The 16,083-nt window shown below is 49.6% G+C and carries 14 protein-coding genes; 2 read left to right on the top strand and 12 right to left on the bottom strand.

Features of this window, described 5'->3' with window-relative positions; translation table 11 throughout:
• Positions 1-56 precede the first annotated feature (56 nt).
• Complete coding sequence (locus MCB1EB_RS04315) at positions 57-1,310, top strand: M48 family metallopeptidase (RefSeq protein WP_045362717.1); 1,254 nt, start codon at positions 57-59, stop codon at positions 1,308-1,310.
• Entirely contained in the window at positions 1,307-2,197 is an 891-nt protein-coding gene (gene rsgA, locus MCB1EB_RS04310) for a ribosome small subunit-dependent GTPase A (RefSeq protein WP_045362720.1), read from the top strand. The genes MCB1EB_RS04315 and rsgA overlap by 4 nt, the downstream gene beginning before the upstream one ends.
• Positions 2,198-2,307: 110 nt before the next feature.
• Here rsgA and MCB1EB_RS04305 read toward each other — a convergent pair whose 3' ends face one another.
• The 12 genes from MCB1EB_RS04305 to MCB1EB_RS04250 all read right to left on the bottom strand — a co-directional run bounded on the left by MCB1EB_RS04305 (position 2,308) and on the right by MCB1EB_RS04250 (position 16,057).
• Positions 2,308-3,150: a hypothetical protein gene (locus tag MCB1EB_RS04305; RefSeq protein ID WP_045362723.1), complete on the bottom strand. Its 843-nt coding sequence runs from the start codon at positions 3,148-3,150 to the stop codon at positions 2,308-2,310.
• A 257-nt stretch (positions 3,151-3,407) separates the two neighbouring features.
• Positions 3,408-4,352: a CobD/CbiB family protein gene (locus tag MCB1EB_RS04300; RefSeq protein ID WP_026920798.1), complete on the bottom strand. Its 945-nt coding sequence runs from the start codon at positions 4,350-4,352 to the stop codon at positions 3,408-3,410.
• 105 nt (positions 4,353-4,457) lie between these two features.
• Complete coding sequence (gene rplS, locus MCB1EB_RS04295; protein WP_026920799.1) at positions 4,458-4,847, bottom strand: 50S ribosomal protein L19; 390 nt, start codon at positions 4,845-4,847, stop codon at positions 4,458-4,460.
• Between the two features lie 171 nt (positions 4,848-5,018).
• A complete protein-coding gene (trmD, locus tag MCB1EB_RS04290; RefSeq protein WP_026920800.1) occupies positions 5,019-5,780 on the bottom strand; it encodes a tRNA (guanosine(37)-N1)-methyltransferase TrmD in 762 nt (253 codons plus the stop codon).
• A gap of 60 nt (positions 5,781-5,840) precedes the next feature.
• Positions 5,841-6,449 (bottom strand): ribosome maturation factor RimM, encoded by a 609-nt coding sequence (gene rimM / locus MCB1EB_RS04285; RefSeq protein ID WP_052393723.1) that lies wholly within the window; start codon positions 6,447-6,449, stop codon positions 5,841-5,843.
• A 58-nt stretch (positions 6,450-6,507) separates the two neighbouring features.
• On the bottom strand, positions 6,508-6,759 hold the full coding sequence (gene rpsP / locus MCB1EB_RS04280; RefSeq protein ID WP_045362726.1) for a 30S ribosomal protein S16: 252 nt from the start codon (positions 6,757-6,759) through the stop codon (positions 6,508-6,510).
• 150 nt (positions 6,760-6,909) lie between these two features.
• Positions 6,910-8,028: a PA0069 family radical SAM protein gene (locus tag MCB1EB_RS04275; RefSeq protein ID WP_045362729.1), complete on the bottom strand. Its 1,119-nt coding sequence runs from the start codon at positions 8,026-8,028 to the stop codon at positions 6,910-6,912.
• A gap of 280 nt (positions 8,029-8,308) precedes the next feature.
• Entirely contained in the window at positions 8,309-11,167 is a 2,859-nt protein-coding gene (locus MCB1EB_RS04270; RefSeq protein ID WP_052393725.1) for an NACHT and WD40 repeat domain-containing protein, read from the bottom strand.
• Positions 11,168-11,505: 338 nt separating this feature from the next.
• On the bottom strand, positions 11,506-12,801 hold the full coding sequence (locus MCB1EB_RS04265; RefSeq protein ID WP_045362731.1) for a type II toxin-antitoxin system HipA family toxin: 1,296 nt from the start codon (positions 12,799-12,801) through the stop codon (positions 11,506-11,508).
• On the bottom strand, positions 12,798-13,100 hold the full coding sequence (locus MCB1EB_RS04260) for a helix-turn-helix domain-containing protein (protein WP_045362734.1): 303 nt from the start codon (positions 13,098-13,100) through the stop codon (positions 12,798-12,800). Before MCB1EB_RS04260 ends, MCB1EB_RS04265 begins: the two co-directional genes overlap by 4 nt.
• 160 nt (positions 13,101-13,260) lie before the next feature.
• A complete protein-coding gene (locus tag MCB1EB_RS04255; protein ID WP_045362738.1) occupies positions 13,261-15,051 on the bottom strand; it encodes an acyl-CoA dehydrogenase in 1,791 nt (596 codons plus the stop codon).
• A 52-nt stretch (positions 15,052-15,103) separates the two neighbouring features.
• Positions 15,104-16,057, bottom strand: coding sequence for an electron transfer flavoprotein subunit alpha/FixB family protein (locus MCB1EB_RS04250; RefSeq protein ID WP_045362741.1), 954 nt, complete (start codon positions 16,055-16,057; stop codon positions 15,104-15,106).
• Between the last annotated feature and the right edge of the window lie 26 nt (positions 16,058-16,083).

Here is a 16,083-nt window from a genome sequence, read left to right as displayed (position 1 = left end):
CGGCGAAAATCTCAACTTACTATTTTCGCACACTCAATCTAACGGATAGCCCCTATATGCTGACTATATTTTTTATGCTGGCGTTAATTGCAATGGTCAGTACGAAATTATGGCTTGCTACGCGCCAAATTCGTTATGTCACATTCCATCGTAACGCAGTTCCGGTGCAGTTTGCTTCGACTATTTCACTCGCGGCCCATCAGCGCGCGGCTGATTACACGGTGGCGCGCACCCATCTTGCCAACGCTGAAACCGTTACCGGTGCAATCGTTCTCTTTGCGCTCACCCTGTTAGGCGGGCTGCAAGCATTAAGCACAGCCGTTAGCGGTTGGTTCGGCCATGGTTATGCCGGACAAATTGCCCTAGTTGCCAGCGTGCTCGTACTTCTGAGCTTAATTGACCTGCCTTTTGACTATATTCGGCATTTTTCGATTGAGCAACGCTTTGGTTTTAATCGGATGACAAAAACGCTTTTTATTGTCGACTTGCTCAAAGGTCTTGCGCTAAGCGCTGTATTTGGCTTGCCGCTGCTTTTTATTGTGCTGTGGCTGATGGCGCAAGCAGGCCGTTTTTGGTGGCTGTGGGCCTGGGCAGTCTGGGCTACATTTAGCCTGCTAGCGCTGGTTATTTATCCCACTCTCATCGCGCCCCTGTTTAATAAATTCGAACCCTTGCGCGACGAAACCATGCGCAGCCGGATTGAGGCGCTCCTAAAACGCTGTGGCTTTGCCGCGCGAGGCTTATTTGTGATGGATGGCAGCCGCCGCTCGGCTCATGGCAATGCGTATTTCACCGGGTTTGGTCGAGCCAAACGGATTGTTTTTTTCGATACTTTGCTGGCGCGTTTATCAGAAAATGAAGTTGAGGCCGTGCTAGCGCATGAATTAGGGCATTTTAAACGACGCCATGTAACGCAACGGCTTGCTATCACCTTTGCCATCAGCTTTGGTTTAATGGCATTATTTGGCTGGCTGGTGCAACACGATTGGTTTTATAGCAGCTTGGGCGTGACGCCCCCCGCACTGACTACGGGCAACCCTCATGGCCTAGCGCTTATTTTGTTCTCTTTGATTATGCCGGTTTTTCTCTTTTTCTTGGGTCCGCTGAACAGCCTGCTTTCGCGCCGGCATGAATTTGAGGCAGATGCGTTTGCCGCCAAACAAACCGATGCCCATGAGTTAGTTAGCGCACTGGTTAAGCTCTATGAGGATAATGCCTCGACCTTAACTCCAGACCCTATCTATAGCACTTTTTATTATTCACATCCACCAGCAGCACAGCGTATCGAGCAACTCTTGGCAGCAGCATGAACGCTCTCGAACAGGGGATAATTACTGCGTCCTACGGCCGCCATTATTTAATTGAGTTAGAAAATAATGGCGGCCTATTACAAGGATTCCCACGCGGTAAAAAAAATGAAGCGGCAGTTGGCGATAAAGTCATTTGCGAACGCCGATCAAATAATCAAGGGGTGATTGTCGAGATTTTGCCGCGCCATAATTTACTCTATCGCTCAGATTTATTTAAATCAAAATATTTAGCCGCCAACCTTGATCAGCTGCTGATTGTCCTAGCCACTGAGCCATACTTTAGTGAAGACCTGCTAGGTCGCGCATTGGTCGCCGCGCAAGCTAATCAACTCACGGTGCTTATTGTATTAAATAAAATTGACTTAGGCGCTCAATTGGCGAACGCGCGCGCGCGGCTAAATGTGTATCGCGGGCTAGGCTTCGAGGTACTTGAAACTTCAGTTTGCGCTAACCCCGAAGCCACACATGAGCAGCTAGCGGGTCGGCTCGCCGGACGAGCAACGTTACTATTAGGCCAATCCGGCATGGGTAAATCAACTTTAGTGAATTTGCTGGTGCCTGAAGCCCAGGCCGCTACCCGTGAGATTTCAACTGCGTTAAAGACAGGGAAGCACACTACAACGCTGACTCGGCTCTATACACTGCCTGAAGGCGGCGTATTGATTGATTCACCAGGCTTCCAGGAATTTGGCTTACAACATTTATCTGAAGAAACGCTGGTGCGCGCATTTGCAGAGTTCCAGCCATTTCTTGGAAGCTGTCGCTTTTATAATTGCCGTCATCTACATGAACCGGATTGCGCAGTATTAACAGCGTTGGCGAGAGGGGAAATTGCGCTAGCAAGGCATGCGCTTTATATGCAATTGCTCGCCGAAAAAAAGCGATAGAGCGCCAACACTTAGCTGCGCTCTATCTACACCTGCTCGCTTTTTAGGACAGCGCGGCTAGCCGTTCTTTATTTTTTAAGAGCTACGTTTAATCTTGTGACGTCGATGCTTCAGCTCTTTTTGCCCCTGAGAACCATTGCCTCTGAACGAGCTTCGTTAGTCAACAATGTTCTTAAGTGCCATTTTTTGTGCGGAGTATAAATCACTACTCCTGAAAGCTTTTGACCATTATAAGCACAGGATTCTGCTTGAGGTTGAGTTTTATTTCGAAACTCAAGAGATATATCATAAACATGGCCAGCATCAGCTATTTCGGACAGTTTGCCGGTTGCGCTGCACAAGCCACTCTCCTCATCCTCAGTGTAAGTAACTACGCCATCTTCCGTGAAAGTTAGGGTTATATCGCTATGTATGTTGGCTTTATCAGCCTCGCCGGATGGCTCACGCGCTAGAAAAGTGGTAGCCCCGCGATTATGAAACACTCCTTTCGCCAACTCTTGAATTCCAATTTTTTGCTCATATTCTGGATTATATGGCTCCTTGATTTCTTGTAGACCAAGATTCAATTCAGAATCTGGTGTAATTTTAAGCGTTCTTTTCATATCATTCTCATCAAGCTCTGCTGACATAATAATGTCTTGAGATTTATCGCCGTCGCCTGATAAATTGAAAAGCTTTGCATCTAAAGACGAGAAGTGACCTTTTCCAAGAGGTTTACTTTTTGTACCATGAATCAGTAAAATTGCTCCGCGAGTATAGCTAACCACATAGTAACGACCGCCATTCAATATGGCGATCAAAGGCTTTTCTTGCTGCCCCCCATATAATCCCGCTGCTTCCATAGGAGTAAAAGGCTTGCTAAGTTCTCTAGGCTTAGACGTATCGATTATTTCGTCCCCGCCACAGGCCGCAAGCGTTAAGCTAATCATTACTGCCAGAGCACACCGTTTCATAAAGATCTCCGTGTCGACTTCAGCGTTTTTAAATTCAAATCCTCTGCAAAATTCAATCCTTACTTATTGCTAATAACCCTCTAATCAAACTGCTTTCAGATACAGCTTACCGTTCTTATTACATTTTGAAAAGCGGTTTTCTTTTTTGTTTCATGCTTTGTATTTTTTTCGCTTAGAATAAGCGGTCTAAGCCGCTCATTCTCACACACCGCGCCCGTACAGCAGCAGAATTTTCATCTAATACTCGCTAACCACGCTTACCCCAACCAAACCGCAATGGTTAGCATTACCAACAGTAACATCCATAAAACCATGGCCCGCCAGCCTAGTCCGATCGCCGACTGCAACATCGCTGGCGTGCATTCCTCCCCCACCGACATTGGCTGCTCGTCGCTAACCAGCAGATCTATACTCGAAGGTTCAGCATGGGGGCCATTTAAGCGAGCGCCTAAAGCCCCGCTACCTGCGGCTAACAAGACCTCATCGTTTGTATCAATCGGCCGCCGCACTTCTTTGCGCCAGGCATAAAGCGCATCTTCAAAGTTACCGACAATCGCAAAGCCCAGCGCCGTCAAGCGCGCAGGAACCCAATCCAGGATAAAGAAAGCCTGTTGTGCAAACCTGGCAAGAGGCGCATGGCGCTGATCTACTGTAGAAGACTCAGACCATAAGCGCGCTAAATATTCCGCCACCCGATATAACACTGCGCCAGCAGGTCCAAATGGGACTAAAAACCAGAAAAAAACGCCAAATACATGCCGATGAGAGGCGATCACTGCATGACTCAACGTATGGCGCACAATTTCACTCACTGGCATAGCACTGGTGTCGATACCGGTCCACTGGTGCAGGATCTCGCGGGCGCGCAAAATATCATGGTTATTTAACGCAAACTGAATATCGGTGAAATAGTGGCTGAATTGCCTAAAGCCAAGAGTGAAATAGACAACCACGATATTCCAGGCAAACGCAAACACGAAGTGGATACGATACAGCACGTAATACACCAAAGCCACCCCGAGTGCCCAGGGTAGGGCAACAGCGAGCCAAGCAAGCGCGCTACGCTTGATTGCACCGTCTGCATCAAAGCTATGTTTGACCAACATTGCATGATGACGCAGCAATGCAGAAACAGGGTTTTGCAATGATAATGCGCGGACCTGTTCAAGAATAAGAGCGAACAATATGGAGAAAAAAGTCATGCGAAAAACCACGCCTGTCGAGTTAAATCCTACAAATTCGATGAAATAAAAAAGCACCCAAAGTTTTGCGCTATGGGTGCTTTTTCGCTCAGCTAAAATGCTGCTTTAGGCTGCCGGTGTAGCAGAGCGATTTTTGAAGGTCAGCTTCTCTTTAATCCGTGCCGATTTACCAGAACGTTCGCGCAGATAATAGAGCTTCGCGCGACGCACTGCGCCACGGCGCTTCACCGCGATACTTGCCAACAACGGCGAGTAAGTCTGAAAAGTCCGCTCAACGCCTTCACCCGATGAAATTTTACGGACAATAAACGATGAATTCAAACCGCGGTTACGCTTAGCGATCACCACACCTTCATAAGCCTGCACCCGCTTGCGGCTGCCTTCAACCACATTGACACTGACAATGACGGTGTCGCCGGGGGCAAAATCCGGAATCGTTTTACCCGCAAGCACGCGCTCGATTTCTTCTTGCTCGAGCTGTTCAATCAAATGCATGATTTACTCCAAAAATCATCTTACCAACGTTGTCTGCATACCCTCGAATCGAGTCGTGGCCTTGGCAGAGGATGACACTATAAAAATGGCGCCTCACTAAAGTGTGGCGCCGCCTATCGTTTCTCTTACGCTTGATTAAGCATAAAATACACGTTCTTTTGCAGCTTAAAGCTAACGCACATGCTGGTTTGCATGCGCCGCCAGCCAGGCTTGATCCGCTTCCGTTAAGGTTTGTTTCAAACGCGCCGCAGCAATTAAATCAGGCCGTTTTGCAAGCGTTTTCGCTAAAGCCTGTTCACGCCGCCATTTTTTAATGGCCGCATGGTTTCCCCCTAATAATACCTCAGGTACACGCATTCCGTTGTACTCTTCTGGACGCGTGTAATGCGGACAATCCAGCAAACCATCTACGAAGCTATCTTGGAGTGCAGATTGCGCATCACTTAAGACCTCGGGCAACTGGCGGATTACGGCATCCATCAGCGCCATCGCCGGCAATTCGCCGCCAGAGAGGACAAAATCACCCATACTGACTTCTTCATCGACTTCTGCATCAATCAACCTTTGATCAATGCCTTCGTAGCGTCCACATAAAAGTACTAAACCAGGCTCGGCCGCCAGACGCATCACGTCAAGGTGCGTTAACGGCTTGCCTTGTGGCGACATCAGGATAATGCGAGGCGTCACGCCTATTTTAGCCTGTTGCGCTTGCGCAGCGGCTAGCGCGGCCGCCAGCGGCTGCGCCAACATAACCATGCCGGGACCGCCGCCGTATGGGCGATCATCAACTGTCCGATGACGATCGGTGGTGAAATCACGTGGATTCCAAGTGCGCAACTCATAACGCTTCTGCTTCGCCGCGCGGCCTATAACGCCCCATTCCGTGAGAGCCCGAAACATGTCTGGAAAAAGCGTAACCGCGTCAAATTGCATCGCACCCTCTAATCCACGCAGGTTCTGCGCTAGCAGTGACTATCAACGAGGATGTTTAGTTTAGTAATCCAAGTCCCAATCGACTAAAATTTTGCCGCCAGCTAAATCAACCTGATGAATATAGGCACCAACGAACGGAATCAGCCGCTCATGATTCACTTGCTCGCCCGCTTGATTTAAAGCTGAGTAGGCAATCCGCAGGACCGCATGGGCGCTGTTATCGATCAGGTCGCTCACTTTACCTAGCATCACCCCGGCTCGGTTAACGACCTCAAGCCCAATTAAATCTACCCAATAATATTCATCGTTAGCCAGCGCCGGAAAATCAGCGCGCCGCACGAAAACGCGCAGCCCTTTTAGCGCCTGCGCTGCTTCACGCTCGCTGCATTCAGCAAGCTGCGCTACGATTGCGCCGCTATGTACTTTGGCCTCCAGCACCGTCACGCACCGCGGATTCTGTGCTTGGCCCTCTGGCTTACCACCATTGGCAGCGCTGTGGTGCTTAATCAGCCACCAGCGCTTGGCGCTGCAAAGCGCATCGCTACCTTGATTACGCTGCGCATGGGGGTAAATTTTGACCCAGCCGTGCACGCCATAAGCGCCTCCGACTACGCCTACTTCTATACAATCATTCGGCATAACATCTGGCGATACCGCGACACTCATCATTCTGACACTCTACGGCAAACGTCTTAAGCGTAGCTTAGGGCTAAGCAATAAATAATCTTTAAGCAGCGACTTGCTTAGCGGCTTCTTTAACACGGATTGCTACGGCAGCGGATAACTGAGCGCCAGTTCCTTGCCAATAAGCTAGGCGATCTTGATTCAAACGCAGGGTTTCGCCCTTAGTTTCGAGCGGATCGTAAAAACCAAGGCTCTCAATAAAACGGCCATCGCGGCGGTTACGCGAATCCGTTACAACGATGTTATAAAATGGGCGGTTCTTTCTACCACCACGTGCGAAGCGGATAATAACCATATTAGAATCCTTAAAAATCCAGAGATATTCGAATCCAGAGGTATTCGAATGGCAAAGGGCGCAATTATAGCCGAAGTTTGAAAAGTATGGGTTATTTGACTCTGGTTTTAGGCTATCTTCATGAATTTAAAACAGATTTTTATAAAATCGCTATTCATTATCAAATAACGTGAGCTGCGCAGTAGCGCCCTGGCGGATCGGTTTTAGAACCGGGCGCATAAAAGATGAACTGTCTAAAGGTTCATATTGACAGCGCTTTAACCCCAGCCGACGCACCGCATTTGCAAAGCGCTGCTGCAGCAAATTGGCCCATAGGCCCTCCCCTTGCATACGCTGACCGAACTCCGCGCGATAGTCTTTGCCGTCGCGCATTTCTTGCACGCGGTTCATAACGCGCTGCGCGCGATCTGGAAAATGAGTCGCTAGCCACTGCCGAAACAACGGAGCCACCTCCCACGGCAAACGGAGCACGACATAGTTCGCACTGGTAGCGCCCGCGCTGGCGCAAGCCGCTAATACACGCTCTAGCTCTGGCTCAGTAATAAATGGAATCACTGGCGCAATCGATACCGCAACCGGAATACCTGCCGCCGCCAACCTCTGCACTGTACGCAAGCGCCGCTCTGGAGCCGCGGCGCGTGGCTCTAAAATGCGCGCTAGCGTAGCGTCAAGCGTGGTCATCGAGATTGTCACCGTGGCCTGTTGACGCTCCGCCATGGGTGCGAGCAAATCCAGATCGCGCTCGATTAAGGATGACTTTGTAATCAAACCCACTGGGTGGGCGCAAGTGTGCAACACTTCAAGGACGCGGCGAGTTATGCAGAGCTTGCGCTCTATCGGTTGATAGGCATCCGTATTAATGCCAAGTGCAATCGGTTGCGGTTGATAGGACGGCTTGGCCAGCTCGCGCTCAAGCAATTGTGGCGCATTCACTTTTGCATATAAGCGGCTCTCAAAATCAAGCCCAGGCGATAACCCTAGATAGCTATGCGTAGGCCGCGCAAAACAATATATACACCCGTGCTCACAGCCTCGATAGGGATTCAGCGAGACGTTAAATGGAAGATCAGGAGAAGTGTTATACGTTAGGATGCTTTTTGCTTGCTCGCTAAAGACTTCGGTGTGTAAGGGCGGCGCCTCGATATCATCAGGCGACCAGCCATCGTCGAAGGAATCGCGCTGATCGATTTCAAAGCGCCCTGGCAGATGGGTTGTTGCGCCACGCCCCTTATAGTGGATTAGCGGCGCGATGAGCGGTTTAGGACTCATAGCAGATACGTTTTCAGTAATAAATACTGTATAAATATACAGTATTTATTACCGTAAATCTATTTTTTGCATCGCCATTCTGGGCAGTGCTGAGATTGCCGCCTTTAAACGCTACGCGATTCAGACTTTGGATATTTTGCCGCGCCCAGCAGTGATCACCTCGAATATTACGTCTTAGCCAACATCACCGTTTTCGGATACGCCAATTCACCTGGCGCATCCGCTTTTAACCATGGAAAATTTGTCAGGTATTTATAACCCTTTATGCTCGTTCTGGACCTTACTCGAAAACTCTAAAATTTCTCTGAAAAAAATCTAATAATTTATTCTCCGAGAATCGAGCGCCTTTCTGGTTTAACAGCTTATGATTTACCTTACTTAACCCGATTACTCCTTCTATCAGCGTATCCTCCACCACCGTTGCCTGATTCCCTGACATCCAATATAGCTTTACCTGATACCCTTCCCCCTCTTTTATTACCCCCCACTTATGCACTGACCCATCAGCACTACCCATCAATAAATATTCCCCTTCGGGCTGCCCTTGCCAGGCCACACTTAGTACTCCCCCCCTAAAACCTTGAATCTTCCTCAAACATTGACCCGAGGACACCTCCCACAGTCGAACCGTATGGTCCAGACTCCCCGAGGCAAGCTGAGCCCCGTTGAGCGAATATGCGACGCTAATGATAGAATCCGTATGTCCGCGTAACGTCGGACCCGCCTGACCGCTTGGCGCGTCCCACAGACGTACCGTATGGTCAGAACTCCCCGAGGCAAGCTGAGCCCCGTTGGGCGAATACGCGATGCCATTGACAGAATTCGTATGTCCGCGTAACGTCAGGCCCGCCTGACCGCTTGGCGCGTCCCACAAACGTACTGTACTGTCCACTCCCCCTGAGGCAAGCTGAGTGCCTCTGGGCGAATACGCAACGCTATTAACCCAATTCGTATGTCCGCGCAACGTCGGGCCCGCCTGACCGCTTAGCGCGTCCCATAGACGTACCGTATGGTCCCAACTTCCTGAGGCAAGCTGAGCGCCGCTGGGTGAATACGCGACGCTACTGACCCAGTTCGTATGTCCGCGCAACGTCGGGCCCGCCTGACCGCTTGGCGCGTCCCACAAACGTACCGTATTCTCTCTACTCCTCGAGGCAAGCTGAGTACCGCTGGGAGAATACACCACACTACTGACAGAATTCGTATGTCCGCGCAAAGTGTGGATTTTTGCCCAACTCAACGTGTCATACACATCGATCTCGCCCTCCTCAAAACCCATCGCACAGCTTTTGCCATCTGAGGAATAAGCACACGCATAGACCTTTCTCTTTTCCTGCAGAGAATGTCGGGCAAACTGGACACCCGCCATCTGCGCGCCTCTTAGATTCGCCCCACGCAGCCATATCTGACGAAAATCGACCTCTCTTAAATCCGCTCCTTGCAACTGCGCTGAGTCGAATACCCCACTACTTAAATCCGCTGCCGGTATCCGGATTCTCTTTAGATCTGCCCCATTAAACTGTATCCCTGCTCTGACCAATATCGTCATCGCATTCGCCGCTCCCACCGTCACAGAGGCACAAGGGTCTTTAGAAGCTTCTATCCATGTATGCAGATACGCTTTAAACTGCAATTGCTTTTTGACCTGCTCGACCAAAAAATCCAAGATAACCGACTCTTTGACCAACAAAAGCTGATTCAGTACATCTTTAGGATTGGGTTCTATGGCCTCAAAATCAGGAGCACAAATGGCTCGAGCCACTAAATACTCCTGCATCGACTTATGCGAAAATTCGTAGTGCTGCCTTTGTTTCATTTGGAACGGCGCGTTAAAGCGCAGTAGTTGCGCCTTTGCCTCATTGGCAAAAAATGCCTCGTACACTTTTCGATATCGATTTTTAAAATTTTCGTTATCTTGAGCAGAGGTAAGAGCTGCTTTAGTCAGCTCCACTGCGCACTTCTGTATATATGCAAAGCCTTGTTGCATGAATCCGCCGGCGCGCTCACAGAGTTCTTTCTTGGCCTTCTCCTCATCATCCGTTAATGGGATAGCACCTAAGCGAACTTGCCAATTACTCCACCACTTCTGAAAATATTGTTCATAGACCGTACCCAGCGTTAAAGTCTTTTGAGTTTGAGGCCCTTCCTCCAATTCAGGCAGAATCTGCAACAGCATACGCAGTACAAACGGACGCTCCAGTTCCTTGCCTAAATGGGTCAATTGGCTCAAGGCCTGCTGATACTGTTCTGCGGTCCAAGGAGAATTGGTTTTATGAATATAATTTTGAATATAATTAGACCTCTGCGCTGCTGAAAACGGCGCCATCCACACTTCCCTAAATCCATTACGAGTCCCTTTAGGACGGAAATACGTTTGATAATTCGCATCCAGATATTCGGGACGGCTCGTAATCACAAATTTTGACCTTTCCCACTCCCATAATTCATTCAAATCATAAAAATTACGATTCCGCTCTTTGATCTCATCATATCCATCAAATATAAAAATACAGCGTTGATGCGAATGCTGACGTAAGGCTTCAATCTGTTCTGGCGCAAATCCTTTACTTTGCAAAAACTGTTGTATCACCTGCCTATTCGGATTTTCTATGTTTCTAAGCTCGACAAAGAATATTAACGGCGGATCGTTTTGGGTTTCGGATAGATGCTGATACTCTTCCAGTTTTTTAATCGCCAGATGACGGTTAAATGTCGATTTTCCTGTACCCGCTACACCCTGTAATAAGAATACCGTCGCCTCTGAGGCAAAGAATCGCTCTAACTCTTCTTCAAGGTCGACCGTCTCTTCACCCTGCCTACCTTTTTTGATTCCTTGGACCGGCACATACATCGACAGCACATCCCATTCTCCCTTGGCTTTTAAACTTTTTTCATACTCTTTCTTGAATTGCTCAATATTTTCGCCCAGTATCGCAAGAGGTTCAGGGGCCGACTGTAGCACTTCTCTCTGCACTGCCTGGCTCTTTTCAAGGCCTTGCATTAAAATTTCTAATGATTTGGGGTCTAAAGCACTTGCATTGAAATTTACTGTAGATTCATTATGCGCGCCATGGACTGAGATATTAATCAAGCCATAGCTGTTTTGCGTTACTGATCGCGCCTCTGAAATAGGAAACATGCTGGTCGCTCCTCTCTAATCATTCGTTGATCTGCTGCATACCTCACTACCCGCTAAGAATTCAACTTTCGCTGAATAACTCCCCCTGCTTCAAAGCTGGCACATGAACAACAACAAGATTTTTGAAAGTATTCGATTTTTATTCGAAGTTTTACGCATACAATTCTAAGCCAAATTTGCTTCGGATATCTCATACTTAATTCGCCTTAACAAGGCATAAAAGCCTTTAATTTGAACTCTGTTCCGAAGCAAAAAAAGTAACCTCTCTATAACCCTGGGGCGAACGTCGGGAAACTGCTGAAGCAGAGGCAGTGATGCGTTGTTCGACGAGATGAAAGTTAGCGACGCCTGAGAACCTCTCGCACCAACGGCAAGTGGTTGATGCGATACTCAATTTTACGACGCTGCTCAACGGTCAGCGGCAAATGGCGCATTTCCTCGGGCCATAACGCCAAACACCGCTCAATCGTGTCTTTAACAATCTGCGCCGCTAAAACTGTGCTTAAACCGAGTAACTTATAAAGTTCACGATACGTTTTTAGCGTCTGCGCGGAGAGTATTTGATCAATTTTTTTGTTTACAGCAAGAAATGGAGTCTCGTCAAAATACAAAAATACGGGAACCTGATCATAGGCTGGCGCCAATTCCGGCGTGCGGCCATCACGGTAGATCAGTGAGAAGTTTTTTAAATGCGCATCCGTATTGCCTAGCAGCGTATTCACGACTTGCCGGCGGATATAAGCCGCAACTTGCCGCTCTCCGTGCACCGCAGCGTGTAATAAAACCGCGGCCAGTGTTTCATAGTCGGTCCGCTTACCATATTTACGTTCGGGTGCCAGGCTTAATACCTGACAAAAATCTTCAATATGGATACGCTGCCCTTCCGGGGTGCGGTCAAAGCGCCGTACTGCTAAAAATTCTTGCGCTGACGATGTCCTAGCTGGAGCCTGTACTCTTTCGTCTAACGCGGAGATTGGAGCCAGCCAGCAATCCGCCGTTTCAATGCCAGCCATACGCGTGAGCGCCATCCCAGAAAATTCGGTATAGACCATATCATTCCGTTGCGCCGACGGAAATTTACCGATGATAGGTTCGCCATCAAGCCCCTGTTCAAGATGCATTGTGTAACGCAGATTTCCGTCGAGGGCCGATAAAGCCAGCTTAAACTGCACGCCGGCAAGCGAAAATGCATCTGCCAGCGGCGCTTCAATGGCTTGCGGTCCGAAGGCGCTTTTTTGATTCACATTGTGTTTGAGCTTGATGCTTTCCGCTGGCCACTCAGCCCGCATTATGACTGCGCCAGGCAAATTATTGCCCGCTGCCGCCAGTAACTCTAGGCCGTCATTGAGGGTCGTATGGCGCTCGGCGGCTAACCACTCTCGGAGCGGTCCTTCGGGCAGTAAATTATCAAAAAAGGGGGGTAAACGGCCCAAGCCGCGAGTTAAAACTGTGGCCGGTTCGGTGAATAGCTGACGCGTCAACGCATCATTGCCAAACACATTATAAGCCAGCGATAAAGTCGGGCGATGCGGCTCCGACAAATAAGCATCGTCCGCCAAAAACTGATAAATATCGCCAATTTGCGACAAAAAACCGACCCGAATTTGGTTCAGGTAAACTGCTAAGAACTTCATGAGCGGGATTGAGCAAGCAAGAACTCAACGCCCGTTTTACTTGCATGCGGCGATAAAGTTCCGCCACTCGCAATGAAACTTTGCGTTAGCGGCGCCAAATCTTTAGGAACTAATATCAGTTCCGCCCCGACTGCATTAGCTAATGCAATCAAGGTGGAAAGTTGCGCATCCACTTCACCCCGCTCAAGCTGCGAAATGCGCTGACGCGACCATCCAGTTTTAGCGATGATCTGTGCTGTTTTAATGCCCGCTTGCTTACGCATGGCTCGCAATTGCTGGAAGAACCTTTTATATGACATATAGTATTGTGCCATTTCTTAATTTGACACTTTAATTATAGTCATTTTAACGAGTTTGCGCGAATGGACTTTTTATCTTGTCTGCTAACCCGTCCGCTTTAATCTGCTCTGCTAAGCGTTTGAGCCCACCCAGCCAATAAGCTCGGCGGACTCCGTCCGGTTAAGAAAACTGTGCTTCTGCAAGCCAGCTCTCTATGCTCTCGCTGTCACTCATGATCGCCGCCCCTAGCCCGGGCGCTTGGGTCAAAATATGCGTCGCAAAAAAGTGGGCTGTTGCAATTTTTTGCGCGTAGAAAGTTTCATCTAGCGCATAGTGTTCTTGTGCAATCAGCAAGGCGCGGGCCATTTGCCAGCCGGCCAGCACAGTGCCAGCAAGCTTTAGGTATAACACGGCACCCGCATAGGCGATAGTGGGCTGGGTTTTGCTGCGCTCAACCATAAAATCAAGCACGCTCTCTAAGCTATGACGGCCCGCCCGTAAATGGGTATGCATCACTTTAGCGGCTAGGCTATTGGATGCGGCCAGCGCCTCTTCAGTTGCTAGGATACGCGCCATCAATATTTTGGCTGCCGCGCCGCCATCGCGCGCGGTTTTGCGTCCCACCAAGTCGTTTGCCTGGATTGCCGTAGTCCCCTCGTAAATGCTTAGGATGCGCGCATCACGATAATACTGGGCCGCGCCCGTCTCTTCAATAAAGCCCATGCCGCCATGCACTTGCACGCCAAGGCTGGCTACCTCGCTGGCTAATTCAGTGTTCCAGCCCTTGACGATCGGGACTAAATATTCGTAAAGAGCCTGGTTTTCGAGCTTCGTCTTTGCCTCTGGCGCGTGCTCAGCAAAATCTCGTAACGCAGCAGCATAGTAAGCAAGGGCGCGCGCTCCTTCCGTTAAAGCACGCATGGTCATCAGCATCCGGCGTACATCTGGGTGTTTAATGATGGGCGCCGCATGCGGCGTCGAGCCGTCTAGGGGACGGCCTTGCAGCCGCGTTTTTGCGTAGGCGAGAGCCTGTTGATAAGCCCGCTCAGCCAAAGCGATACCTTGCATGCCCACCGCGAAGCGAGCTGCATTCATCATGATAAACATGCTTTCGAGGCCGCGATTTTCCGCTCCAATCAGATAGCCGATGGCCCCGCCCTGATCTCCATATTGAAGGACGGCGGTTGGACTGGCATGAATGCCCAATTTATGTTCGAGCGACACGCAATGCACATCGTTACGCGCACCGAGTGAACCATCCTGATTAACTAAAAATTTAGGCACTAAAAATAATGACAAGCCCTTCACCCCATCAGGCGCATTCGTCGTACGCGCTAACACGAGATGGAGAATATTGGCCGCTAGATCATGCTCGCCATAAGTAATAAAAATTTTTGTGCCAAATAATTTGTAAGTTCCATCGTCTTGCTGCTGGGCGCGCGTGCGTATGAGGGCAAGATCAGAACCCGCTTGAGGCTCAGTGAGATTCATAGTGCCGGTCCAGGCGCCAGAAATCAGCAACGGCACAAAGCGCTTCTTTTGTTCTTCGCTGCCCGCGGTGAGCAGTGCTTCGATCGCGCCATCCGTCAGGAGTGGGCATAGCGCAAACGATAAATTAGCGGCATTGAGGATTTCATTACAGGCCGCGCCCAGCAATTTTGGCAAGCCCTGACCGCCATACGCGGGCGGGTGCACAATCCCCTGCCAGCCGGCTTGCGTAAACTGGGCAAAGGCTGATTTAAAGCCTGGCGTCGCAGTCACTTCGCCCTGGCGCAAAACCGCTGGCTGACAATCGCCCACGCGATTGAGCGGGGCGATAATTTCATGATTGAATTTTGCGGCTTCCTCCAGTATCGCGCGCACCATGTCAAGGTTAGCGTCTTCTAAGCCAGGCAAAGCTGCAATCGCTTCGAGCCCAGCCAGCGCTTGCATGGTGAATATAATCTCTTTGAGTGGGGCGCTATAGCTCATCTTCTCCTCCTATGACCCAATTCAATCAGCGGTTTACAGCGGTTAAATGAGATTAGGCTTTTTGCAATTCAGTCACTAACTCTGGCACCAGCTCAAAGAGATCGCCCACTAGACCATAATCTGCTACGCTAAAGATCGGTGCATCAGCGTCTTTGTTAATCGCGACGATCACTTTCGCATCTTTCATGCCCGCCAAATGTTGGATCGCGCCTGAGATACCTACCGCCAAATACAATTGCGGCGCGACAATTTTGCCGGTCTGTCCGACTTGGTAGTCATTCGGTACAAAACCGGCATCGACGGCTGCGCGCGAAGCGCCCAAAGCAGCGCCTAACTGGTTCGCCAGCGGCTCTAGCAATTTTGTGTAATTTTCCGCAGAACCCAGCCCGCGCCCACCTGATACCACCACTTTCGCAGCGGTCAGTTCCGGCCGCTCAAGTTGCGTGAGCTCGCGCCGCATAAATTGAGAAAAGCCTGTCTCAGGGGCTGCTTCAAGCGCTTCAAGCGGTGCGTTTTGGTTCTGCGCTGCCGCGGCCTCGAAAGCTGTGCCACGCACCGTTATGACTTTGATTGCATCATTCGATTGCACCGTGGCAATCACATTGCCAGCATAAATTGGACGCTCAAAGGTATCTAGACTCTGGATGGCGATCACTTCGGAAATCTGCGCCACATCCAGTTTGGCGGCGATACGCGGCGCAATATTTTTACCGTACGCGCTCGCTAATAGAACAATATGCGAATAAGACGCAGCAATCTTAAGCGCCGTTGCCGTCACATTTTCAGCCAAACCTTCAGCCAACTGCACCGCATCAGCTAAGAGGACTTTTGCCACACCAGCGAGCTGAGAGGCCTCGTTAGCCACGCTTTGCGCCTGATGGCCGGCGACTAATATATGTAGCTCTTGCCCGCTTAGGCTAGCTAGTTTAGAGGCTGCACTCACTGCATTATGCATGCCCCCCTTCAATTGATGATTGTCGTGTTCAGCAATAAGTAAAATTGTCATGTCGCCTCTTTTTGATTATCTAAAAA

This window comes from Mycoavidus cysteinexigens (assembly GCF_003966915.1).
In the GTDB taxonomy this organism is placed as follows: Bacteria; Pseudomonadota; Gammaproteobacteria; order Burkholderiales; family Burkholderiaceae; genus Mycoavidus; species Mycoavidus cysteinexigens.
The sequence above is the reverse complement of the archived record's forward strand: the minus strand, read 5'-3'. Positions and strand labels throughout refer to the sequence as shown.